Raw genomic sequence first — 20,213 nt, 5'->3', positions numbered from 1 at the left:
GTACAGGGTTGATGGGGCTTGCGCGTGGGCATACAGATGAACCGTCCCGTTGATTTCAAGACCCGGCCGCAACTGGCGCTGGAGTCCTATCTGGACGCCTTGCTCCAGGACGCCACCGAGGAAATGCCGGAACCGATCCTGATCCTCGATGAGGTTATCGAGCCTGAGCCAGCGGTTCTGGACGAGTTTCAATTGGCGGTCCTGGAAGAACAGGCCCGTGATGCGTTGGTGGTGCCCGTAGCGGTCCCGGTTGCCGTGCCCGTGCCCGTGCCCGTGCCTGTTGAGCCTGTGGCGGTGATTGCGCCCGTGGTGGTGGAGCCGGTGGTTGAGGTTCACCTGCCGCCGAGCATCACCCCGCCGCCGGTGCAGGGCGATGGTCGCCCGGCGTGGGCCGCCGAGCCGTTCGAATGTTTGCTGTTCGACGTCGCCGGGCTGACCCTGGCGGTGCCGCTGGTGTGCCTGGGGTCGATCTACTCCCTGGAAGGCCAGGAGTTGACGCCGTTGTTCGGCCAGCCGGAATGGTTCCTCGGGATCCTGCCGAGCCAGCAGGGCAACCTGAAGGTACTGGACACTGCGCGTTGGGTGATGCCCGACCGCTACCGGGATGATTTCCGCCAGGGCCTGCAATACGTTATTTCGGTCCAGGGCTACGAATGGGGGCTGGCGGTGCATCAAGTCAGCCGCTCGTTGCGCCTGGACCCCAACGAAATCAAATGGCGCAGCCACCGCGGGCAGCGACCATGGCTGGCGGGTACTGTGATCGAACACATGTGCGCGCTGCTGGATGTCGCCGAACTGGCGGAGCTGATTGCCAGTGGCGCGGTGAAGGATATGCCGCTTAACAAACGCACTTGATAACAAGCGCAGCGCCCAGGCGCTGCCCAAGAACACACACCGTAACCAACGGTATTTGAAGGGGTCTGGAGTATGAACAAGTCAGTGTCCGCACAAGGTCTGGTGGATGATCCAATCCTGCAATGGGTCACCTTCAAGCTGGATAACGAGTCCTACGGCATCAACGTGATGCGCGTGCAGGAAGTGCTGCGCTACACCGAAATCGCCCCGGTTCCGGGTGCCCCAAGCTACGTGCTGGGCATCATCAACCTGCGCGGCAACGTGGTGACCGTGATCGACACCCGCCAGCGTTTTGGCCTGGTGCCGACCGAAGTCAACGACAACACCCGCATCGTGATCATCGAAGCCGACAAGCAAGTGGTCGGGATCATGGTCGACAGCGTGGCGGAAGTGGTTTACTTGCGCCAATCTGAGGTCGAGACCGCGCCGAACGTCGGTAACGAAGAATCGGCCAAGTTCATCCAGGGTGTCTGCAACAAGAACGGCGAACTGCTGATTCTGGTTGAGCTGGACAAGATGATGAGCGAAGAAGAGTGGCAGGACCTGGAGAATATCTGATTGTTCCTTGAGGTAGCGGTGATCGTCCTGGCCATCCTATGGGCCGGGACCCTGGGCTTCCTGCTGCGCTATGTGCGCCAGCAACGGGAATTGGCCTCTCGACAGGTCGAGCGCGACGCTGTGCGCGACCGGCGGATCCTGGAGCTGGCCAAGCGGGTCGACAACTTCCAGCAGAGCGCTGTGCGTGTGGGCGATGAAGTGCACGAGCTGCGTGCGGTGCTTGCGCCGTTGCCGGACAAACTGTCGGCACTGGAGCAGCGCGACCCGTCGAGCCTGTCGTTCGCCCAGGCGGCGAAGCTGGTGGGCATGGGCGCCACGGTAGATGAGCTGACCCAGTCCTGCGGGTTGACCCAGGCCGAGGCGCAGTTGATGAGCAAGTTGCACAAGAGCAACTGAAGGTTACGGGCTGCAAGCGGGGTTGCTTGCAGCTTATAGCTGATGCCGGTTGCTCAGCCATTCGGCCATGGTCGAGTCCTCCAGGGCGTATTCGCCACGGTTGGCTTTCCAGACCAACTCCTTCTCCCGCAACACTTCCAGGGCTTTCTGAACGTTTGGCGTGCTGGCGTTCGGCTCAGCCTGGGCCAGTTCCAATTTGCTGTTTATATCCTGGAAGGTTTTTTCCGCAAAAGGCGAGAACGCTTGCTTGCCCAGGGTTCGTTCGCCCATCACTTCCAGCACTGCTTGTTGCAAGGGTGACAGGTCGTTGTAGGCGCTCTCGTAGTCGCTCCAGATTCCGGCCTGGTGATTGAGTGCCCCGGTCCTCAGCAATTCGCCCAGGTTGCTGGCTTCGCCAAGGCCCACGCTGACTTCGGTCAACAGTTTGTTGAGCATTTCCGGGCGTCGGCCGACGAGCTGGAATGCGTAGTCCATGTCCTCAAGGTTGAACTGGTTGGTCGCCGCCAGGCGCTGGTTCCACAGGTCTGTCACGAACTCGACAAAATCCCGGCTCAGCAGCGGAAACGGCGTGATATGGGCGCCGAAGAACGGTTGTTTGCTCTTGAGTACCAGGTTGGCCAGCTTGTCCCGGCTGGACCCGGTGAAGACCAGTCGCAGGCCGTCTGCCGTGCTGCCGCCGTTGAGATGGTCCCGTGCCGCCTTGAGCGCGAACATGGCGTTCACGCCATTTTCGCTGTTGAGGGCATGCTGGGCCTCGTCCACGATCAGCACGATCATTTGCCCCGAGATTTGGTGCAGCACGTCCAGGGCGTGGGCGAGCGTGGTGCCGGCGGGCAGTTGAGGTTTGGTGAAATCCCAACTCAAGGTGCGCAGCAAGCTGATCTTCTCGATACCGGCTTTCTTGGCCGCTTTGCTCACCGCGCCTTCGAACTCGCCCAGGGCTTTGCCGATGGCGCCGGAAATCAGCTCGGCGGGGTCGATTTCGCGGTTCATCCAGAGGTCCACGTACACCGGTAGCCAGCCGCGAGCCCGGCATTCGGGGATCAGGTCGTTGCGCAGGAACGTACTCTTGCCGGTACGGCGCGGGGCCGCGAGGAACATGCCGGAGCTGTAGTCGGCAAATGACTCGCCTGCCAAATCGCGGGCGAGGGCTTCGGCGAGTAGCTTTCGACTGAGAATCGGGCGGGTAGGGCTCATGGGTTTATCCTGAACTATCGGGTTCGGGATAATTTATACCTTGAAAGATATAATTGCTATACATCGCCCCCTGTAGCGTTTGCTAGAGGGTGTCCTTGTCTTTTTTCAAGCAGGGATAGCGCTCGGCAATTGCGCCCCTCACCAGTCGAGCCGTACCAAATCGCCCTGGCGCAGGGTACTTCTCACTGTATGCCAGAACGATATCGACCAGGCTCCCCGGCTCCAGACGTTCCGGCATGCAGAGGTGGCGGTTTCGGGGGGTGAATTCGTCCATGTATTTTAAGGTGTCGAACACACCTATGGTGATGCCGAGGCAATAGGCGGCCTTGTAGGAGGGTGGTGCATCCAGGGACAGCTTCCTGCCTTCGCGACAGGCTGCGAGGTAGTCAGCAGCTTCGTCGCTGGCTGTTGCCGTCAGGGGAAACACACAAAGGTTCAGGGCTATCAGGATTGAAGTCCGTTTCAACTGCCGCGCTCCGGGGTCAAGGGTCGGCGGCAGGTTAATGCACCGTTGTTACGGTTTGGTAATCGTAACCTCTGTCCGTCATATACAGTTCTATAACCCCTTAGTATGAGTTGCTTTAACGGTGGCTGATACTGTAATAGTTGACAGTTTTTTTTTACTATCGACGGGCGTTTAATGAGGGTGACCCATGTAGCGAGGGTAAGAGGCTGAGTTATTCATTCACTGTTATATACAAAGGGGATTTGTGATGGAGATTAATGTTGATCGCCAGTTTGGCAATATAGAACATCTTGTGCCTGACACCGATTGGATCCCAGTTAATCGCTTTATCGGATATGTAGGCTATTCAGGTAGGCACTTGTACTTCACCTATCGCGATTTTTTGAATCCGGTACTCAACCCTTCCAAAACGGATCCTTTCATAGGAATGCGGGTTTCATTTTTACCTACTGGGGGGAGTCCCGGCAGCCCATCAGGCTATGTCGCCGCGGAAATTAGTCCGGTGCTCGCTCAGTAATCTTCACCGCGCTCCGTCACATCCCGCTCCACCGGCCCCGCATCCGGGTCATATCCCACCGGGAACTTGCCCTTCAATGTCCAGGCAAACGCAATGATCTCGGCGATGGTGCGGTACAACTCTTCCGGGATGCTGTCGCCCAATTCCATGCGTGCCAGTAATTTGACCAGCTCGGCATTTTCATAAATCGGTACTTCGTTTTCACGGGCGAGTTTCAGGATGGCTTCGGCCAGGGCGTCGTCGCCCTTGGCGGTCAGGGTCGGCGCTTGTTGTCCGTCGTATTTGAGGGCGATGGCCTGGCGCGGCGGGTTGGGGTTTTTCATGCGGTTTCATCCACCCAACGTTGTTCCAGCCCGGTTTTCGGGCCGCGCGGCGGGGTGCCGAGGTGGCAGTCCAAGTCGCCAACGTTGAGCCCCGACGACACCAGGCGCTCGCGCAGGCTGCCCAGGTGGCTTTCGATCAGGCTGGCGGTGAACGGACGGGTTGCCCACAGTTGGCTCGACAGTTTGCCCTGGCTCAGTTGCGCCTGGACCTGCAACGGGCCCAGGGGCTCCATGTCGAGGGCCATCTCCACGCGCCAGAGCATTTGCTTGGGGTCCTTGCTGTCCTTGCGTTCCGGCTGCTCCTTGTCGGGGGCCGGTTCTTCACGCTGGAACTTGACCTGCAATGGCACGATGTCTTGCAGGGTACGCATGGGGATTTCCAGCTGCCAGGTGGTCAGGAGCTTGCCGTCGGCCGTGGTGCCGGTTTGTTCCAGGCTCGACAGCTGATGGCTTTGCAGGCGGGAAATGGCGCCGGCGGCGAGGCGTAGCAGGTTTTCCAGGTCGCTCTCGCCTTCCAGGCGTTGCATCAGCCGATCCGGCAGGGGGAAGCCTGCGGGGGCTTGGCGGGCGCCGACCTGGCCGAGGGTGCCCAACGGGCTGCGCACGAAGCTGGGGAGCATCTGCGCCAGGGTGTTGGCCGCCAGGACCGCCGTGAGGTTGGTGCTGGCGGGCAGGGCAGGCATCAGGTCGGCGACGAGGCGCAGCAGGGCGCCTTTCATGTCCAGTGGCGGTATCTGCGGGTTTTGTCCTGCCAGTAACTTGGCTTCGAGAAAGGTCCCGCTGTTCTGGACGATTTGCGCCAGTACCTTGGGATTGCTCACCTGGGCCAGGTCGGGCAGGGCCGCCAGCAAACGCGCGGCGGCGGCGCGCAGGTCGACCAAGGTGCTGTCGCTGCTGGTCGCCGGCAGGCTTTGCAGGGCGGTGAACACCACGTCCAGCGAGCCCTGGCGGCTTTGCTGGGTGGAGAGTTGCTGGGCCACGGCCAGTTGGTCCTTGAGACCGCTCAGCGGCACAAAACTCAGGGTTTGTGCACTTTGCACCACGGCACTAAGCAGGCTGCCGATACGCAATGGTTGCGGGCTTTCGACGGTCAGGGTCGCGCCGCTGAGGACGCTGTTGAGCACCGACACCAGCGAGCGATACACCACCGGCTGGTTGGCGCCCTGGGGCAGCGCCTGGGTGGTCAGCACCTTGCCTTGCAGCAGGGTGCCCACCGGCAATTGGCTGGTGTCGATACGCGTCAGTGCGGCAACGCTGGAGCTCAGCGCCTGCTGCAGGCTGATGGACAAATTGCCCGACGGCGTCTGGCTGACCTCCACCTGGGTGCCCAGGGGCAGCGGCTGGCTGCTGCTGGCCTGCACCAGGGTCTGCCGGCCACCTTCCAGCGTCAGCTTGAGCAGCAACTGAAACGCATCGCCACCTTGTTTAAGCGCCAGCACTTCGGCGTTTACGGTTTTCCCGGGGTCAATCAGGCCGATCTGCGGCTCCAGCAGTTTCAGCAGTTCACCCGTCGCGGGCACAGGCGCGGGGCCGGCCGGCAGCGTCGGGGGAAGGGTCGGAAGATTGATCTCACCGGTCATCGTGCGCGTCGTCTCAAGGGAAATTGCCCTCTTTAGAGTAGGGCATCACATGTATAATGCCGCCCGTCTTCAAAGAGAGCGGTATAAACATCACAACTATTTGATCCAGCTCTCTAAAACCGGTCGCCAAAGCAGTTAATGTGCACCTATTTAACGGCCGTTCCACCGCCGACTTGAACCGTAAAGGCCCGCGATCTCTTGACCAGCCCTCTTCTAGAAGCCGTAGCGCTCGCCTGTGAACGTGACCTGCGGATGCTGTTCGAACACCTCGAACTGCGTCTGGCGGGCGGCGACATGGTGCAGGTCAGCGGGCCCAACGGCAGCGGCAAGACCAGCCTGTTGCGCCTGCTGGCCGGCCTGATGCAGCCGACGGCGGGCGAAGTGCGGCTCAACGGCAAACCGCTGCACGAGCAGCGCACGGAACTGGCGCGCAACCTGATCTGGATCGGCCATGCCGCCGGGATCAAGGATGTGCTCACCGCCGAAGAAAACCTCAGCTGGCTCAGCGCCCTGCATCACCCCGCGAGCCGCGACGCCATCTGGCAGGCCCTCGCCGCCGTTGGCCTGAAAGGTTTCGAAGACGTTCCCTGCCACACCCTGTCCGCCGGCCAGCAGCGCCGCGTAGCCCTGGCTCGTCTGTACCTGGACGGCCCGCCGCTGTGGATTCTTGACGAACCCTTCACCGCCCTCGACAAACAAGGCGTCGCCCAGCTGGAAGAACACCTGGCGGCGCATTGCGAGCAGGGCGGCATGGTCGTCCTCACCACCCACCACACGCTGGCGCGCATGCCCGCCGGTTACCGCGACCTTGATCTGGGCCGGTGGTCGGTATGAGCGTATTTGCCCTGTTGGTGGCCCGCGAAGCACGGTTACTCTGTCGCCGCCCGGCCGAACTGGCCAACCCGCTGGTGTTCTTTGCAATTGTGATCGCGCTGTTCCCGTTGGCGGTCGGTCCCGAGACTAAACTGTTGCAAACCTTGTCTCCGGGACTGGTCTGGGTGGCGGCGCTTTTGTCGGTCCTGCTCTCGCTGGACGGGCTGTTTCGCAGTGATTTTGAAGACGGTTCCCTCGAACAGTGGGTCCTTTCGTCGCACCCCCTGCCACTTCTGGTATTGGCCAAGGTACTGGCACACTGGGCGTTTTCCGGCCTGGCGCTGGTATTGCTCGCGCCGCTGCTGGCGATGATGCTGGGGTTGCCCACCGAGTGCCTGCCGGTGTTGCTCCTTTCCTTGTTGCTTGGCACGCCGGTTCTCAGTCTACTGGGCGCCGTGGGTGCGGCGCTGACGGTGGGTTTGAAGCGCGGCGGCCTGTTGCTGGCGCTGCTGATTTTGCCTTTGTATATCCCGGTGTTGATCCTGGGCAGCGGCGCGTTGCAAGCCGCGCTCCAGGGCATGCCGGCGACCGGTTACCTCCTGTGGCTTGGCAGCCTGGCCGCCCTGGCGGTAACCCTGACACCCTTTGCTATAGCGGCTGGCCTGAAGATCAGCGTCGGCGAATAATGAGGTCTGACCAAGCGTTGTCTTAGTCAGTAAAGACCCTAAGCTCCTCGCAATGACGAGAAGCAACCGTGATGGAAACAGCATGAACTGGACCTGGTTTCACAAGCTCGGCTCGCCCAAATGGTTTTACGGCATCAGTGGCAAACTGCTGCCGTGGTTGAGCATCGCCGCTGTATTGCTGATCGGCATCGGCCTGGTCTGGGGCCTGGCCTTCGCGCCGCCCGACTATCAGCAAGGCAACAGCTTTCGCATCATCTATATCCACGTTCCTGCGGCGATGCTGGCCCAGTCCTGCTACGTGATGCTGGCGGTGTGCGGCATCGTCGGCCTGGTGTGGAAGATGAAACTGGCGGACGTGGCCCTGCAATGCGCCGCGCCCATCGGTGCCTGGATGACCGCCGTGGCGCTGGTCACCGGCGCGATCTGGGGCAAGCCGACCTGGGGTTCGTGGTGGGTGTGGGACGCGCGCCTCACCTCGATGCTGATCCTGCTGTTCCTGTATTTCGGCCTGATCGCCCTGGGCAACGCCATCAGCAACCGCGACAGCGCCGCCAAGGCCTGTGCGGTACTGGCGATTGTCGGCGTGATCAACATCCCGATCATCAAATACTCGGTGGAGTGGTGGAACACCCTGCACCAGGGCGCCACCTTCACCCTCACCGAAAAGCCGGCCATGCCCGTGGAAATGTGGGCGCCGCTGCTGCTGATGGTGCTGGGGTTCTACTGCTTCTTCGGCGCGGTGCTGCTGCTGCGCATGCGCCTCGAAGTGCTCAAGCGTGAAGCCCGCACCAGTTGGGTCAAGGCCGAAGTGCAAAACAGCCTGGGAGCCCGTGGATGAGCTTCAACTCTTTCAGTGATTTTCTCGCCATGGGCCATCACGCCCTGTACGTCTGGACGGCCTATGGCATTTGCCTGGCGGTGCTGGCCCTCAACGTCGCCGCGCCGATCCTGGCCCGCAAGCGTTACCTGCAACAAGAGGCGCGTCGTTTGCGCCGGGAGACCGAAAAGTGAATCCGCTGCGTAGAAAGCGTCTGTTGATCATCCTGGCCATCATGGCCGGTGTCGGCATTGCCGTGACCCTGGCCCTGAGCGCCCTGCGGGAGAACATCAACCTGTTCTACACCCCGACCCAGATCGCCAACGGCGAAGCCCCGCTGGACACACGAATCCGTGCCGGTGGCATGGTCGAGAAGGGCTCGCTGCAACGTTCCGGGGATTCCCTGGACGTGAAATTCATCGTCACCGACTTCAACAAATCCGTGACCATCACCTACCGCGGCATCCTTCCGGACCTGTTCCGCGAAGGGCAGGGCATCGTCGCCCTCGGCAAGCTCAACGCCGACGGCGTGGTGGTGGCCGACGAAGTGCTGGCCAAGCACGATGAAAAATACATGCCGCCGGAAGTCACCAAGGCCCTCAAAGACAGCGGCCAATCCGCCCCGACCCCCGCCAAGGAGGGCTAAGTCATGACGTCCGCATTGTTTATTCCCGAGTTGGGCCAGTTGGCGATGATCCTCGCCCTGTGCTTTGCCATCGTCCAGGCCGTGGTCCCGTTGCTGGGTGCCTGGCGCGGTGATCGCCTGTGGATGAGCCTGGCCCAGCCGGCCGCGTGGGGCCAGTTCGCGTTTCTGGTGTTCGCCTTCGGTTGCCTGACCTACGCCTTCATGACTGACGACTTTTCTGTCGCCTATGTCGCCAACAACTCCAACAGCGCCTTGCCCTGGTACTACAAGTTCAGCGCCGTGTGGGGCGCCCACGAAGGTTCGTTGCTGCTGTGGGCATTGATCCTCGGCGGCTGGACCTTTGCCGTATCGATCTTCTCCCGCCAGTTGCCGCAGGTGATGCTGGCCCGGGTGCTGGCGGTGATGGGCATGATCAGCATCGGCTTCCTGCTGTTTTTGATCATGACCTCCAACCCGTTCACCCGCATCCTGCCGCAGATCCCGGTAGACGGCCACGACCTCAACCCGCTGCTGCAAGACATCGGCCTGATCGTGCACCCGCCGATGCTCTATATGGGGTACGTCGGTTTCTCGGTAGCCTTCGCGTTTGCCATCGCCGCCTTGCTCGGCGGGCGTCTTGATGCTGCCTGGGCGCGCTGGTCGCGGCCATGGACCATCGTCGCCTGGGCGTTCCTCGGTATCGGCATCACCTTGGGCTCGTGGTGGGCCTACTACGAACTCGGATGGGGCGGCTGGTGGTTCTGGGACCCGGTGGAAAACGCCTCCTTCATGCCATGGCTGGTGGGCACGGCGCTGATTCACTCGCTGGCGGTCACGGAAAAACGTGGCGTGTTCAAGAGCTGGACCGTGTTGCTGGCCATCGCTGCGTTTTCCCTGAGCCTGCTCGGTACCTTCCTGGTGCGTTCCGGCGTACTGACCTCGGTGCACGCGTTTGCCTCCGACCCGGAGCGCGGCGTGTTTATCCTGATCTTCCTGCTGTTCGTGGTCGGCGGCTCGCTGACGTTGTTTGCGTTGCGCGCCCCCGTGGTCAAGAGCCACGTCGGCTTCAACCTCTGGTCCCGGGAAACCCTGCTGCTGGGCAATAACCTGGTGCTGGTGGTGGCAGCCTCGATGATCCTGCTCGGCACCCTGTACCCGCTGGTGCTGGATGCCCTGAGCGGCGCCAAACTGTCCGTCGGCCCGCCGTACTTCAACGCACTGTTCATCCCGTTGATGGCGCTGTTGATGGTGGTGATGGCGGTCGGCGTACTGGTGCGCTGGAAAGACACCCCGGTGAAGTGGCTGGTGGGCATGCTCACCCCGGTACTGCTGGGCAGCGCCGCGCTGGCGGTGATCGCCGGGATTGCCTACGGCGACTTCAACTGGGCCGTGCTCGCCACCTTCATGCTGGCTGCCTGGGTGTTGCTGGCCGGCGTACGTGACCTGATCGACAAGACCCGCCACAAAGGTTTGATCAAAGGCTTGCCGACCATGACCCGCAGCTACTGGGGCATGCAGGTCGCGCATATCGGCATCGCCGTGTGTGCCCTCGGCGTGGTGTTGTCCAGCCAGAACAGCGCCGAGCGCGACCTGCGCCTGGCGCCGGGCGAGTCCATGGACCTGGCCGGTTACCACTTCATTTTCGAAGGTGCCAAGCACTTCGAAGGCCCCAATTTCACCTCCGACAAAGGCACCGTACGCGTGGTGCGCAATGGCAAGGAAATCGCGGTACTGCACCCGGAAAAACGCCTGTACACCGTGCAAAGCTCGATGATGACCGAAGCCGGGATCGACGCCGGTTTCACCCGCGACCTCTACGTCGCCCTGGGTGAACCGCTGGGCGATGGCGCCTGGGCCGTGCGGGTCCACGTCAAACCGTTTGTGCGCTGGATCTGGTTCGGCGGCCTGCTGACCGGCTTCGGTGGTTTGCTGGCCGCGACGGACCGGCGTTACCGGGTCAAGGTCAAGAGCCGGGTGCGTGAAGCCCTCGGCCTGCAAGGAGCGCCAGTATGAAGCGTTGGTTGATGGTGTTGCCGCTGGCGGCGTTCCTGGTGGTGGCGGTGTTCCTGTATCGCGGGCTGTACCTGGACCCGGCCGAGTTGCCCTCGGCGATGATCGGCAAACAGTTCCCGGCGTTCTCGCTGCCGACCGTACAGGGTGACAAGACCCTGACTCAAGCGGATTTGCAGGGCAAACCGGCGCTGGTCAACGTGTGGGGCACCTGGTGCATTTCCTGCCGCGTCGAGCACCCGGTGCTGAACAAGCTGGCCGAGCAGGGCGTGGTCATCTACGGCATCAACTACAAGGACGACAACGCTGCCGCCTTGAAGTGGCTGGCGGAATTCCACAACCCGTACCAGCTGGATATCCGTGACGAAGACGGCAACCTTGGCCTGAACCTCGGCGTGTACGGCGCCCCGGAAACCTTCTTCATCGACGCCAAGGGCGTGATCCGCGACAAGTACGTGGGCGTGATCGACGAAGTGGTGTGGCGCGAGCAACTGGCCGCCAAGTACCAGGCGCTGGTGGACGAGGCCAAGCCATGAAGCGTTGGTTAGCCGCTGCTGTATTGGGCTTGAGCATGGTCGGCGTGGCCCACGCCGCCATCGACACCTACGAATTTGCCAAGGACGGTGACCGCGAGCGTTTTCGCGAGCTGACCAAGGAACTGCGCTGCCCCAAGTGCCAGAACCAGGACATCGCCGACTCCAACGCGCCGATTGCCGCCGACCTGCGCAAAGAGATTTTCCGCATGCTCGGCGAGGGCAAGGACAATCAGCAGATCATCGACTTCATGGTCGACCGCTACGGTGACTTCGTGCGCTACAAGCCGGCGCTCACCGGCAAGACCGCGCTGCTGTGGTTCGGCCCCGCCGGGCTGTTGCTCGCAGGCTTAGTGGTGATGGCGGTGATCGTGCGCCGTCGTCGTGTCGCCCCGGCCGATGGCTCGGACTCGCTTTCTGTCGATGAGCGTCAACGCCTCGACCAACTGCTGGACAAAAAAACTGATGATTGATTTCTGGCTCGCAGCGGGTCTGCTGCTTCTGATTGCCTTGAGTTTCCTGCTGATCCCGGTGTTACGCGGCCGCCGTGCCCAGCGTGAAGAAGATCGCACCGCGCTGAACGTGGCGCTGTATCAGGAACGCGTGGCCGAACTGCAAACCCAGCAGTCCGAAGGCGTGCTGGATGCGGCCCAACTGGACAGCGGTCGCGCTGAAGCGGCGCGTGAGTTGCTGGCCGATACCGAGGGTGTGGAAAAGCCCCGGGAATCGCGTCTCGGCAAACCGTTGCCGTTGCTCGCGGCCTTTCTGGTGCCGGTGCTGGGCGTGGCGCTCTACCTGCATTACGGCGCCAGCGACAAGGTCGAACTGACCCGCGAATTCTCCCAGCCACCGGTGTCCATGGAAGACATGACCCGCCGCCTGGAGCGCGCCGCAGCGGCCCAGCCGGACTCGCCGGAAGGCTTGTACTTCCTCGGTCGCGCCTACATGGCCCAGGACCGCTCGGCCGATGCGGCCAAAGTCTTCGAACGCACCGTGGCCCTGGCCGGTCGCCAGCCGGAGTTGCTCGGGCAGTGGGCCCAGGCCCAGTACTTTGCCGACAACAAGCAATGGTCGCCCAAGGTCCAGGCCCTGACCGACGAAGCGCTGAAACTCGACCCGAAAGAAGTCACCAGCCTCGGCCTGCTGGGCATCGCCGCTTTTGAAGGCCAGCGTTACCAGGAGGCGATCGACTACTGGAAGCGCCTGCTGGCGCAACTGCCACCGGACGACAACTCCCGGGCCGCGCTGCAAGGCGGGATCGACCGCGCCGCCGAGAAGCTCAAAGAGAGCGGCGGCAGCGTGGCGCCGGTGAAGGCACAAAAGCAGATGCAAGTACGCGTGGACCTGGCCCCGGACGTGAAGGCCAAAGCCTTGCCGACCGACAGCGTGTTCATCTTCGCCCGCGCGGTCAAAGGCCCGCCGGCACCGCTGGCCGCCAAGCGCGTGAGCGTGGCCGACCTGCCGATCACCGTCGAACTGGGCGACAGCGACGCGATGATGCCGCAGTTGAAACTGTCCAACTTTCCCGAAGTCCAACTGGTTGCGCGCATATCCCGGGCAGGTGTTCCGACAGCTGGCGAGTGGATCGGCCGCAGCCAACCCTTGGCCAGCAGCACCACTGCGCTGCAGCAGCTGACCATCGACAGTCCGGACCACTAATTCGAGGAAATGCCCATGACCGCCATCGCGCGTATCACCCTGCTCAGCCTGGTACTGGGGCTGAGTGCTTGTGCGGTCCATCGGCCACCGTCGCCTACCGGGCCGACCATCCCGCCCACCGGGCCGTCGACCCAGCCGAGCACCCAGCCTTCCGGGCCAGTGATCAAACCGTCGAAGCCGGTGCCGAGCTCTTCGCCAACCTTCGCACCGCCACCGGGTGCGGCCAGCCACTGGGACGGGAAGATGCAGGTGTACGTGCTGGACGAACAGGCCGATACGTTTTACCGCCAGCGCACCTACTACCGTTGGAGTAACGGCTGGAGCCGCTCCATCAGCCCGAACGGGCCTTGGGAAGAGACCGACGTCCATGGCGTACCGCCGGGGTTGAGCAAGCAATACGCGCAATGAAAAAAGGCGACCTTCGGGTCGCCTTTTTCATGAGCGTGAAATGCAATCAACTGTAGGAGCTGGCTTGCCTGCGATAGCGGTGTATCAGGTTATGAAATGGTTGCTGACACACCGCTATCGCGGGCAAGCCCGGCTCCCACAGGATCTCTACTGTTTTTGATATTCGGCCTGGCCTGCGCCACTGATCCAATGGATCACCCCCGCAATCACCCCCAGCATCACCCCAAACTCGACAATCCCCATCCAGCCCAACCGCGCCATCAACCAGCCGCTGACCGTGGCCCCCACCGCACCGCCAAAAAACGTCGCCGTCATGTACAAACTGTTGATGCGGCCCTGGGCTTTCGGGTCCACCGCAAACGCCCGGGTCTGGTTGGATACCAACCCCGACTGCACGCCGATATCCAGCACGATCACCCCAAGCACCAGCAGAATTATCGAGCTTTCCGCTCCCGCCAGCAGCAGGAACGCCAAGGTCACAATCCCGATACTCGCCCCAATCACCTTGCGCGAACCCAACCGGTCCGACGCCCGTCCACCGAGTGATGCCGCCAGGGCACCCGCTGCACCGATAATCCCGAAACCGCCGGCCCACGCGCTGCCCAGCTGCCACGGCCCATGAGCCAGCAACGCCGCCAGATTCACCCAGAACGCATTGAAGCAAGCCCACAACAACGCCTGCACCATCATCGACTGGCGGATCGGGCTGTTGTCGCGCATCAGCGGCCACAGCGACGCCAGCAGGCGAGGGTAGGACAGGTTGGTGCTCGGCACGCCCCGTGGCAGCAACCTGGCGGCGGCGATCCATACCGGGATCATGAAGGCCGCTTCCATCGCGTACACCGCCCGCCAGCCATAAGCCTCACCGACCACCCCGGCAATCGTGCGCCCGAGCAGAATGCCGACCATGATCCCGCTGACCACCGTCCCCACGTTGCGCCCACGTTCATGAGGCTGCGACATCACCGCCGCGAACGGCACCAATTGCTGCGGCACACAGCTCACAATCCCCAAGCCAAAAGACGCCGCGATCAGCGCCCAGATGCCCGGTGAAAACGCCGCCGCCAGGGCGAAACAGAACGCCAGCGCGATCTGCCCCAGCACCAGTTTGCGCCGGTCAAAACGGTCGCCCATCGGCAGCAGCAAGGCGAGGCCGGTGGCAAACCCCAGCAGGGCGGAACCGGCCACCAGGTCGACGGTGGTCACGTCTACGCCCATGTCCGAGGCAATCAAAGGCAGGATCGGCTGGGTGCAGTAGATATTGGTGATCACCGCGCCGGCGATCACCGCCATCATGAGGATCTTGCCGCGCGGCGCGACCGCAGGCGCTGCAGGATTTTGGGAGGTAATCGGTTGGCCACTCACGGCACTCTCCTTCAATACAGGTCTCCGGGGGCGGAGATGAGTGGCCAACGTTACGCACTCGCGCATGGCAGGATAATCCCCTAGGATCTGGAATCATCCTTCCAGAATTTGATAGGTTGCCATGAACCGCCTTGAATCCATGTCCATCTTCGTTGCCGTGGTTGATGCGGGCAGCCTGACCGCTGCAGCGCGGCGCCTCGACATGCCACTGGCCAGCGTCAGCCGCAAGGTGGCTGAACTTGAGACGCACCTGAAGACCCGCCTGTTGCACCGCACCACGCGCCAACTGTCGTTGACCGATGCCGGCGCCTCCTACCTCGCGGCGTGCCGGCGCATTCTTGAAGACATCAGCGAGGCCGAGCGCGCCGCCACCGGCGAATACTCCCAGCCCCGGGGTGAGCTGGTGGTCACCGCGCCAGTGGTGTTCGGGCGGTTGCACATCGTGCCGGTGGTGGCGGAATTTCTGGCGCAGTACCCGGAGATCGACATCAACCTGATCCTCACCGACCGCGTCGTGCACCTGATGGAAGAACACTGCGACGTGGCCGTGCGCATTGGCGAGTTGCCCGACAGCTCGCTCAAGGCCATGCAAGTGGGCACGGTGCGGCGCGTGGTGTGTGCCAGCCCGGCGTATCTGGCCGCTCGCGGCGTACCGGCTGAGCCTCAGGACTTGGCAGGGCATGACTGCATCACCTTTGAAGTGCTGGCGTCCCAAGGGGCGTGGGGATTTGGCGCGGGTAAAACCGGGGTCTCGGTGCCGGTGCATTCGCGGTTGTCGGTGAATACGGCGGAAGCGGCGATTGCGGCGGCGACATTGGGGGTTGGGGTGATTCGGGTGTTGTCGTATCAGGTAGCGGATGCAGTGCGGGAAGAGGCGTTGGCGGTGGTGCTTGAGGCGTTCGAGTCGGCGCCGTTGCCCATTAGTTTGGTGCACAAAGGGCAGTCACCGTTGCCGCTGAAATTGCGCGCGTTTCTGGATTTTGTGATGCCACGGTTGCGTGCTCGCACCGCCCAATAACACCGACGAATTTGAACCTGATGAAGATCAAAATGTGGGAGCTGGCTTGCCTGCGATAGCGGTGTATCAGTTCCTGAGATGTCGGCTATGAGTCAGTCATCGCAGGCAAGCCAGCTCCCACCTTAGATTTATGTTGCCGGTTGGATTTCGGTTTTGATCAGGCCACCGGGCACTCCCGATCCAGCGCCTCATCCACCAATAACTGCGCCATCTCCACCCATTGCACCACCGCCAACACTTGCTTGCGGCGGCCCCATCAAGATGCTCGGCACAGTCATAGGCGCTGACAGCCGCCGACTCAAGAGTCTCGCTGGCGTTGCACAAGGCGACTTCAGTGCTGGGACCCGCACGTACAGCGAAGAGTTTGTCGGAGGGTGGTGAGCCGTACGCAGGTTGGTCGACCGGGGAATGGAAACCCGGTAGGGGCATGCCCTCCTGCGTACAACTCGGTCGACATAATGGGGAAGAGTTCAATGACTAGCCGTAGGGAAAGTCTTGTTCAGAGCACGTGAGAAACGAGCTTTTCAACATTTCCAATGCCGGGCGAAGACCTTGTGGCGAGGGAGCTTGCTCCCGCTGGACTGCGCAGCAGGCCCAAGTCAGCCACCTCGGTACATCTGACAGACCGTGTTACCCGCGTTTGGGGCCGCTGCGCAGCCCAGCGGGAGCAAGCTCCCTCGCCACGGGTTGGGTGTTCAGCGTCAGTTCCAACCTTTCATCAAACCTTCATCAAACGGTTTTACTCCAGTCATGTGCAAGTCATAGGGCTGACACAGCCCGCGCCTACTGTCGTTTGAACTCAAACGCAGCCACGGACGGCTGTTCAACCAGACAGAGAAGCCCATGACTCCAGCTATCCATGTCGATCATCTGAACAAGACCTTTGCGAAAAAATCCGCATTGGTCGACCTCGAACTTACCGTTGCCACCGGTGAGATGGTCGCGCTGATTGGCGCTTCCGGCTCCGGCAAGTCGACCTTGCTGCGTCACCTGGCGGGCCTGGCCTGTTGCGACAAGAACAATGGCGGCAGCGTCAAGGTGCTGGGCCGGGAAGTGCAGGCCAGCGGCCGGTTGAACAGCAAGGTGCGGCGCCTGCGCTCCGACATTGGCTACATCTTCCAACAGTTCAACCTGGTCAATCGCCTGAGCGTGCTCGACAACGTGCTGCTCGGTTGCCTGGGCCGCATGCCGCGCTGGCGTGGCAACCTCGGCCTGTTCAATGCCGAGGAAAAACAGTTCGCCATGGAGTCCCTGGCCCGCGTCGGCCTGGCGGACCTGGCCGCGCAACGTGCTTCCACCTTGTCCGGCGGCCAGCAGCAACGCGTGGCGATTGCCCGGGCCCTGACCCAGCGCGCCGAAGTGATCCTGGCTGATGAACCCATCGCTTCGCTGGACCCGGAGTCGGCGCGCAAGGTCATGGAGATCCTCGCCGACATCAACGGCCGCGACGGCAAGACCGTGGTGGTCACCCTGCACCAAGTCGATTACGCCATGCGTTATTGCCCCCGAGCCGTGGCGCTCAAGGGCGGCCGAATTCACTTCGATGGCCACGCCAGCGAGCTGAGCAGCCAGTTCCTCAACGATTTGTACGGTGCCGATGTCGACACCAGCCTGATGTTTTCCGACCAGACCCGCTCCACCGTCGTCCCCGCACGGTTGGCCCTGGCTCGCGCTTGAAACCCCAATAACGACCCACAGGAATCCTCTCCATGTTGAACCGTATCGGTCATGTGTTTCTGTCTGCCGTGCTGCTCGCCAGCGTGGCCATGGGCAATGCCCAGGCCGCCGACAAGGTGATCAATTTCGGCATCATGTCCACCGAGTCTTCGCAGAACCTCAAGAGCATCTGGCAGCCATTTTTGGATGACATGCACAAGAAGACCGGCCTCACCATCAACGCCACCTTCGCCTCCGACTACGCCGGCCTGATCCAGGGCATGCGCTTCAACAAGGTCGACGTGGCCTGGCTGGGCAACAAGGCCGCGATGGAAGCGGTGGACCGTTCCAACGGCGAAATCTTCGCCCAGACCGCCGCCGCCAACGGTGCCGCCGGTTACTGGAGCGTGCTGATCGTGCGCAAGGACAGCCCGATCAACAACGTCGATGACATGCTCAAGAACGCCAAGAACCTGACCTTCGGCAACGGTGACCCGAACTCCACCTCGGGCTACCTGGTACCGGGCTACTACGTGTTCGCCAAGAACCACGTTGATGCCGCCACTGCCTTCAAGCGCACCCTCAACTCCAGCCATGAAGTCAACGCGTTGAGCGTGGCCAAGGGGCAGTTGGACGTCGCCACCTTCAACACCGAAAGCTGGGACCGCCTGGAAGTCACCCAGCCGGACAAGGCCGCCCTGCTCAAGGTGATCTGGAAGTCGCCGCTGATCCCCGCCGACCCGATGGTGTGGAGCAAGGCCCTGAGCGACAGCGAGAAAACCAAGATCCGCGATTTCTTCGCCAACTACGGTGACACCGACGAAGAGAAGGCCGTGCTGAAGAACATGCAACTGGGCAAGTTCCTCAAGTCCAGCGACGACCAACTGCTGCCGATCCGCCAACTGGAACTGTTCAAGCAGCGCACCACCATCAGCGCCGACGACAAGCTGGAAGCCGCCGACAAGGCCAAGAAGCTCGCCGACATCGACGCCGACCTGGCCAAGCTGCAAGAGCGCATTACCGAGCTGGACAAGAAGACCGCAGCCAACGGCTAACCCCCTGTAGGCCCGGGCTTGTGTGGGAGCCGGGCTTGCCCGCGATGCAGGCAACTCGATCTGACAGTAAAACCGAGTCGATCCTATCGCGGGCAAGCCCGGCTCCCACATAAGCCTTGCCCACACACTTATTGAGAGTGACCCATGACTACCTTGCATGCTGAAGCAGTGGGCAAAAGGACTTGGCCGCAATACCTCGGCTGGGGCCTGTTCCTGATCCTGCTGGCCTGGGCCTGGCACGGCGCCGAAATGAACCCGCTGGCGCTGTACCGCGACTCCGGAAACATGGCGACCTTCGCCGCCGACTTCTTCCCGCCGGATTTCCACGAATGGCGCTCCTACCTCAAGGAGATGATCGTCACCGTGCAAATCGCCCTCTGGGGCACGGTGCTGGCGATTGTCTGCTCGGTGCCGCTGGGCATCCTGTGCGCCGACAACATCACGCCGTGGTGGATCCACCAGCCGCTGCGCCGGGTGATGGATGCCTTCCGTTCGATCAACGAAATGGTGTTCGCCATGTTGTTCGTGGTGGCGGTGGGCCTCGGTCCTTTCGCCGGCGTCCTGGCCTTGTGGATCAGCACCACCGGCGTGCTCGCCAAGCTGTTCGCCGAAGCCGTCGAAGCCATCGACCCCGGCCCGGTTGAAGGCGTCAGAGCCACCGGCGCCAGTGCCCTGCAAGAGGTGATCTACGGCGTGATCCCCCAAGTGATGCCGCTGTGGGTGTCCTACGCGCTCTACCGTTTCGAAGCCAACGTGCGCTCGGCGACGGTGGTGGGGATGGTCGGTGCCGGCGGGATCGGCGTGATCCTGTGGGAGAACATCCGCGCCTTCCAGTTCGTGCAGACCTGCGCGGTGCTGCTGGTGATCATCGTGGTGGTGAGCTGTATCGACGTGCTGTCCCAACGCCTGCGCAAGCAGTTCATCTGACGACGGAGGGGTGCCCCTGGGCGCTTTTTTTTAAGCATGCAGTTGTCTAGACAAGATGAGCCGGTGTACCGCGAACTCGCCGATATCCTGCGCCGTGAACTGAGCAGCTATCAGGCCGGCGACTTCCTGCCGGGCGAGGTGCAACTGGCCGAACGCTTTGGCGTGAACCGCCACACCCTGCGCCGGGCCATCGATGAGCTGGTGTTCGAAGGCAGCCTGTTGCGCCGCCAGGGCAAGGGCACCCAAGTGCTCGACCGCCCGCTGATTTACCCGATGGGCGCCGAGACCTCCTACAGCCAATCGCTGTCGGCCCAGGGCGTGGGCGTGGAAGCGCTGCTGCTCAAGCGCCGCTACTGCTTCGCCAGCCGCGAAGAGGCGCAGCAACTGGGCATCGCCGAGATGGCGCCGATGATCGAGCTGCAAACCTTGCGCAAGCTCAATCACCAGCCGGTCAGCCTGATCCGCCACCGCTACTGCGCCAGCCGTGCGCCGTTGCTGGCGGACTACAACGGCGGCTCCCTGCGCCATTACCTGCGCGAGCGCGACCTGCCGTTGACCCGCACCCACAGCCTGATCGGCGCGCGCTTGCCCAACCGCGACGAAGCCGCGCTGCTGATGATGCCCCGGCACTTGCCGGCGCTGACGGTATTCACCCTTTCCCGCGATCGCGACGGCCGCCCGGTGGAGCTGGCGCAGTCCACCAGCCGTTCGGATCGCTTCCAGTACCAAGTGGTGACCTGATGGAGACC

General features: G+C 62.3%; 25 protein-coding genes. 19 read left to right on the top strand and 6 right to left on the bottom strand.

Translation table 11 applies throughout. The annotated features are described in order from the left end of the window. The first annotated feature begins 36 nt into the window (after positions 1-36). From V3W39_RS11530 to V3W39_RS11520, 3 genes are all read left to right on the top strand, one after another. The gene (locus tag V3W39_RS11530; protein WP_177077258.1) at positions 37-855 is read left to right on the top strand and encodes a CheW domain-containing protein; all 819 of its coding nucleotides are present in this window, start codon (positions 37-39) and stop codon (positions 853-855) included. A gap of 72 nt (positions 856-927) precedes the next feature. Further along, positions 928-1,413 carry a chemotaxis protein CheW gene (locus V3W39_RS11525; protein ID WP_003210641.1) on the top strand — a complete coding sequence of 162 codons (486 nt, stop codon included), beginning with the start codon at positions 928-930 and terminating at the stop codon, positions 1,411-1,413. Then, positions 1,414-1,809, top strand: coding sequence for a DUF2802 domain-containing protein (locus V3W39_RS11520; protein ID WP_177043048.1), 396 nt, complete (start codon positions 1,414-1,416; stop codon positions 1,807-1,809). It abuts the gene before it with no gap. 33 nt (positions 1,810-1,842) lie between these two features. On the opposite strand, the gene V3W39_RS11515 is transcribed toward V3W39_RS11520, so the two are convergent. Together V3W39_RS11515 and V3W39_RS11510 are read right to left on the bottom strand one after the other, a co-directional pair. After that, positions 1,843-3,006, bottom strand: a complete 1,164-nt coding sequence (locus V3W39_RS11515; RefSeq protein ID WP_330212663.1) for a hypothetical protein — start codon at positions 3,004-3,006, stop codon at positions 1,843-1,845. Positions 3,007-3,088: 82 nt separating this feature from the next. After that, entirely contained in the window at positions 3,089-3,472 is a 384-nt protein-coding gene (locus V3W39_RS11510; RefSeq protein ID WP_330212662.1) for a Rap1a/Tai family immunity protein, read from the bottom strand. 247 nt (positions 3,473-3,719) lie between these two features. On the opposite strand from V3W39_RS11510, the gene V3W39_RS11505 reads away from it, so the two are divergent. Then, positions 3,720-3,989, top strand: a complete 270-nt coding sequence (locus V3W39_RS11505) for a hypothetical protein (RefSeq protein ID WP_259195944.1) — start codon at positions 3,720-3,722, stop codon at positions 3,987-3,989. Here the strand turns inward: V3W39_RS11505 and V3W39_RS11500 are convergent. Further along, a complete protein-coding gene (locus V3W39_RS11500) occupies positions 3,983-4,312 on the bottom strand; it encodes an EscU/YscU/HrcU family type III secretion system export apparatus switch protein (protein WP_259195943.1) in 330 nt (109 codons plus the stop codon). The two genes, V3W39_RS11505 and V3W39_RS11500, sit on opposite strands and share 7 nt — an antisense overlap. Next, the gene (gene fliK, locus V3W39_RS11495; protein WP_330212661.1) at positions 4,309-5,892 is read right to left on the bottom strand and encodes a flagellar hook-length control protein FliK; all 1,584 of its coding nucleotides are present in this window, start codon (positions 5,890-5,892) and stop codon (positions 4,309-4,311) included. Before fliK ends, V3W39_RS11500 begins: the two co-directional genes overlap by 4 nt. A gap of 198 nt (positions 5,893-6,090) precedes the next feature. Between fliK and ccmA the strand changes: the two genes are divergently transcribed. The 10 genes from ccmA (at position 6,091) to V3W39_RS11445 (ending at position 13,443) form a co-directional block, all read left to right on the top strand. After that, the gene (ccmA, locus tag V3W39_RS11490) at positions 6,091-6,726 is read left to right on the top strand and encodes a cytochrome c biogenesis heme-transporting ATPase CcmA (protein ID WP_177043052.1); all 636 of its coding nucleotides are present in this window, start codon (positions 6,091-6,093) and stop codon (positions 6,724-6,726) included. Next, positions 6,723-7,391, top strand: coding sequence for a heme exporter protein CcmB (ccmB, locus tag V3W39_RS11485; protein ID WP_003210635.1), 669 nt, complete (start codon positions 6,723-6,725; stop codon positions 7,389-7,391). Before ccmA ends, ccmB begins: the two co-directional genes overlap by 4 nt. An 82-nt stretch (positions 7,392-7,473) precedes the next feature. Further along, positions 7,474-8,229, top strand: coding sequence for a heme ABC transporter permease (locus V3W39_RS11480; RefSeq protein ID WP_003210634.1), 756 nt, complete (start codon positions 7,474-7,476; stop codon positions 8,227-8,229). Then, positions 8,226-8,402, top strand: a complete 177-nt coding sequence (gene ccmD / locus V3W39_RS11475; protein WP_008434788.1) for a heme exporter protein CcmD — start codon at positions 8,226-8,228, stop codon at positions 8,400-8,402. Before V3W39_RS11480 ends, ccmD begins: the two co-directional genes overlap by 4 nt. Further along, complete coding sequence (ccmE, locus tag V3W39_RS11470; protein ID WP_008434786.1) at positions 8,399-8,854, top strand: cytochrome c maturation protein CcmE; 456 nt, start codon at positions 8,399-8,401, stop codon at positions 8,852-8,854. Before ccmD ends, ccmE begins: the two co-directional genes overlap by 4 nt. 3 nt (positions 8,855-8,857) lie before the next feature. After that, the gene (locus tag V3W39_RS11465; RefSeq protein WP_177043053.1) at positions 8,858-10,846 is read left to right on the top strand and encodes a heme lyase CcmF/NrfE family subunit; all 1,989 of its coding nucleotides are present in this window, start codon (positions 8,858-8,860) and stop codon (positions 10,844-10,846) included. Beyond that, positions 10,843-11,379 carry a DsbE family thiol:disulfide interchange protein gene (locus tag V3W39_RS11460; RefSeq protein ID WP_177043054.1) on the top strand — a complete coding sequence of 179 codons (537 nt, stop codon included), beginning with the start codon at positions 10,843-10,845 and terminating at the stop codon, positions 11,377-11,379. Before V3W39_RS11465 ends, V3W39_RS11460 begins: the two co-directional genes overlap by 4 nt. Next, positions 11,376-11,849, top strand: a complete 474-nt coding sequence (locus V3W39_RS11455; protein ID WP_177043055.1) for a cytochrome c-type biogenesis protein — start codon at positions 11,376-11,378, stop codon at positions 11,847-11,849. Before V3W39_RS11460 ends, V3W39_RS11455 begins: the two co-directional genes overlap by 4 nt. Continuing rightward, entirely contained in the window at positions 11,842-13,035 is a 1,194-nt protein-coding gene (ccmI, locus tag V3W39_RS11450; protein WP_330212660.1) for a c-type cytochrome biogenesis protein CcmI, read from the top strand. Before V3W39_RS11455 ends, ccmI begins: the two co-directional genes overlap by 8 nt. A 15-nt stretch (positions 13,036-13,050) precedes the next feature. Beyond that, positions 13,051-13,443: a hypothetical protein gene (locus tag V3W39_RS11445; protein WP_177043057.1), complete on the top strand. Its 393-nt coding sequence runs from the start codon at positions 13,051-13,053 to the stop codon at positions 13,441-13,443. Positions 13,444-13,590: 147 nt separating this feature from the next. Here V3W39_RS11445 and V3W39_RS11440 read toward each other — a convergent pair whose 3' ends face one another. Then, positions 13,591-14,823, bottom strand: coding sequence for an MFS transporter (locus V3W39_RS11440; protein WP_330212659.1), 1,233 nt, complete (start codon positions 14,821-14,823; stop codon positions 13,591-13,593). Positions 14,824-14,929: 106 nt separating this feature from the next. On the opposite strand from V3W39_RS11440, the gene V3W39_RS11435 reads away from it, so the two are divergent. Further along, on the top strand, positions 14,930-15,826 hold the full coding sequence (locus tag V3W39_RS11435) for a LysR family transcriptional regulator (RefSeq protein WP_330212658.1): 897 nt from the start codon (positions 14,930-14,932) through the stop codon (positions 15,824-15,826). A 96-nt stretch (positions 15,827-15,922) separates the two neighbouring features. On the opposite strand, the gene V3W39_RS33770 is transcribed toward V3W39_RS11435, so the two are convergent. Then, entirely contained in the window at positions 15,923-16,255 is a 333-nt protein-coding gene (locus V3W39_RS33770) for a DUF6124 family protein (RefSeq protein WP_442968399.1), read from the bottom strand. A 414-nt stretch (positions 16,256-16,669) separates the two neighbouring features. Here V3W39_RS33770 and phnC point away from each other — a divergent pair, with 414 nt between their 5' ends. The 4 genes from phnC to phnF all read left to right on the top strand — a co-directional run bounded on the left by phnC (position 16,670) and on the right by phnF (position 20,205). Continuing rightward, the gene (gene phnC, locus V3W39_RS11430; RefSeq protein WP_177077240.1) at positions 16,670-17,503 is read left to right on the top strand and encodes a phosphonate ABC transporter ATP-binding protein; all 834 of its coding nucleotides are present in this window, start codon (positions 16,670-16,672) and stop codon (positions 17,501-17,503) included. Positions 17,504-17,535: 32 nt separating this feature from the next. Beyond that, positions 17,536-18,537, top strand: coding sequence for a phosphonate ABC transporter substrate-binding protein (gene phnD, locus V3W39_RS11425; protein WP_330212657.1), 1,002 nt, complete (start codon positions 17,536-17,538; stop codon positions 18,535-18,537). A 144-nt stretch (positions 18,538-18,681) separates the two neighbouring features. After that, the gene (phnE, locus tag V3W39_RS11420) at positions 18,682-19,464 is read left to right on the top strand and encodes a phosphonate ABC transporter, permease protein PhnE (protein ID WP_003210621.1); all 783 of its coding nucleotides are present in this window, start codon (positions 18,682-18,684) and stop codon (positions 19,462-19,464) included. Between the two features lie 36 nt (positions 19,465-19,500). Beyond that, on the top strand, positions 19,501-20,205 hold the full coding sequence (gene phnF / locus V3W39_RS11415) for a phosphonate metabolism transcriptional regulator PhnF (protein ID WP_073636930.1): 705 nt from the start codon (positions 19,501-19,503) through the stop codon (positions 20,203-20,205). Positions 20,206-20,213: the final 8 nt, after the last annotated feature.

The sequence above is a fragment of the Pseudomonas sp. Z18(2022) genome, from assembly GCF_036346535.1.
Lineage (GTDB): Bacteria > Pseudomonadota > Gammaproteobacteria > Pseudomonadales > Pseudomonadaceae > Aquipseudomonas > Aquipseudomonas yamanorum_A.
Note: the sequence above shows the minus strand (reverse complement) of the source record. Positions and strands in the feature narration are given on the sequence as shown.

Bases quoted from the DNA above. Each gene is read 5' to 3' on its own strand.
- phnD (WP_330212657.1), top strand. From the start codon at position 17,536: ATGTTGAACCGTATCGGTCATGTGTTTCTGTCTGCCGTGCTGCTCGCC.
- phnE (WP_003210621.1), top strand. From the start codon at position 18,682: ATGACTACCTTGCATGCTGAAGCAGTGGGCAAAAGGACTTGGCCGCAA.
- ccmB (WP_003210635.1), top strand. From the start codon at position 6,723: ATGAGCGTATTTGCCCTGTTGGTGGCCCGCGAAGCACGGTTACTCTGT.
- V3W39_RS11505 (WP_259195944.1), top strand. From the start codon at position 3,720: ATGGAGATTAATGTTGATCGCCAGTTTGGCAATATAGAACATCTTGTG.
- V3W39_RS11515 (WP_330212663.1), bottom strand. From the start codon at position 3,006: ATGAGCCCTACCCGCCCGATTCTCAGTCGAAAGCTACTCGCCGAAGCC.
- phnF (WP_073636930.1), top strand. From the start codon at position 19,501: ATGCAGTTGTCTAGACAAGATGAGCCGGTGTACCGCGAACTCGCCGAT.
- V3W39_RS11435 (WP_330212658.1), top strand. From the start codon at position 14,930: ATGAACCGCCTTGAATCCATGTCCATCTTCGTTGCCGTGGTTGATGCG.
- ccmD (WP_008434788.1), top strand. From the start codon at position 8,226: ATGAGCTTCAACTCTTTCAGTGATTTTCTCGCCATGGGCCATCACGCC.
- V3W39_RS11465 (WP_177043053.1), top strand. From the start codon at position 8,858: ATGACGTCCGCATTGTTTATTCCCGAGTTGGGCCAGTTGGCGATGATC.
- V3W39_RS11460 (WP_177043054.1), top strand. From the start codon at position 10,843: ATGAAGCGTTGGTTGATGGTGTTGCCGCTGGCGGCGTTCCTGGTGGTG.
- V3W39_RS11525 (WP_003210641.1), top strand. From the start codon at position 928: ATGAACAAGTCAGTGTCCGCACAAGGTCTGGTGGATGATCCAATCCTG.
- V3W39_RS11445 (WP_177043057.1), top strand. From the start codon at position 13,051: ATGACCGCCATCGCGCGTATCACCCTGCTCAGCCTGGTACTGGGGCTG.
- V3W39_RS11480 (WP_003210634.1), top strand. From the start codon at position 7,474: ATGAACTGGACCTGGTTTCACAAGCTCGGCTCGCCCAAATGGTTTTAC.
- V3W39_RS11530 (WP_177077258.1), top strand. From the start codon at position 37: ATGAACCGTCCCGTTGATTTCAAGACCCGGCCGCAACTGGCGCTGGAG.
- V3W39_RS11455 (WP_177043055.1), top strand. From the start codon at position 11,376: ATGAAGCGTTGGTTAGCCGCTGCTGTATTGGGCTTGAGCATGGTCGGC.
- fliK (WP_330212661.1), bottom strand. From the start codon at position 5,892: ATGACCGGTGAGATCAATCTTCCGACCCTTCCCCCGACGCTGCCGGCC.
- ccmI (WP_330212660.1), top strand. From the start codon at position 11,842: ATGATTGATTTCTGGCTCGCAGCGGGTCTGCTGCTTCTGATTGCCTTG.
- V3W39_RS33770 (WP_442968399.1), bottom strand. From the start codon at position 16,255: ATGCCCCTACCGGGTTTCCATTCCCCGGTCGACCAACCTGCGTACGGC.
- V3W39_RS11500 (WP_259195943.1), bottom strand. From the start codon at position 4,312: ATGAAAAACCCCAACCCGCCGCGCCAGGCCATCGCCCTCAAATACGAC.
- phnC (WP_177077240.1), top strand. From the start codon at position 16,670: ATGACTCCAGCTATCCATGTCGATCATCTGAACAAGACCTTTGCGAAA.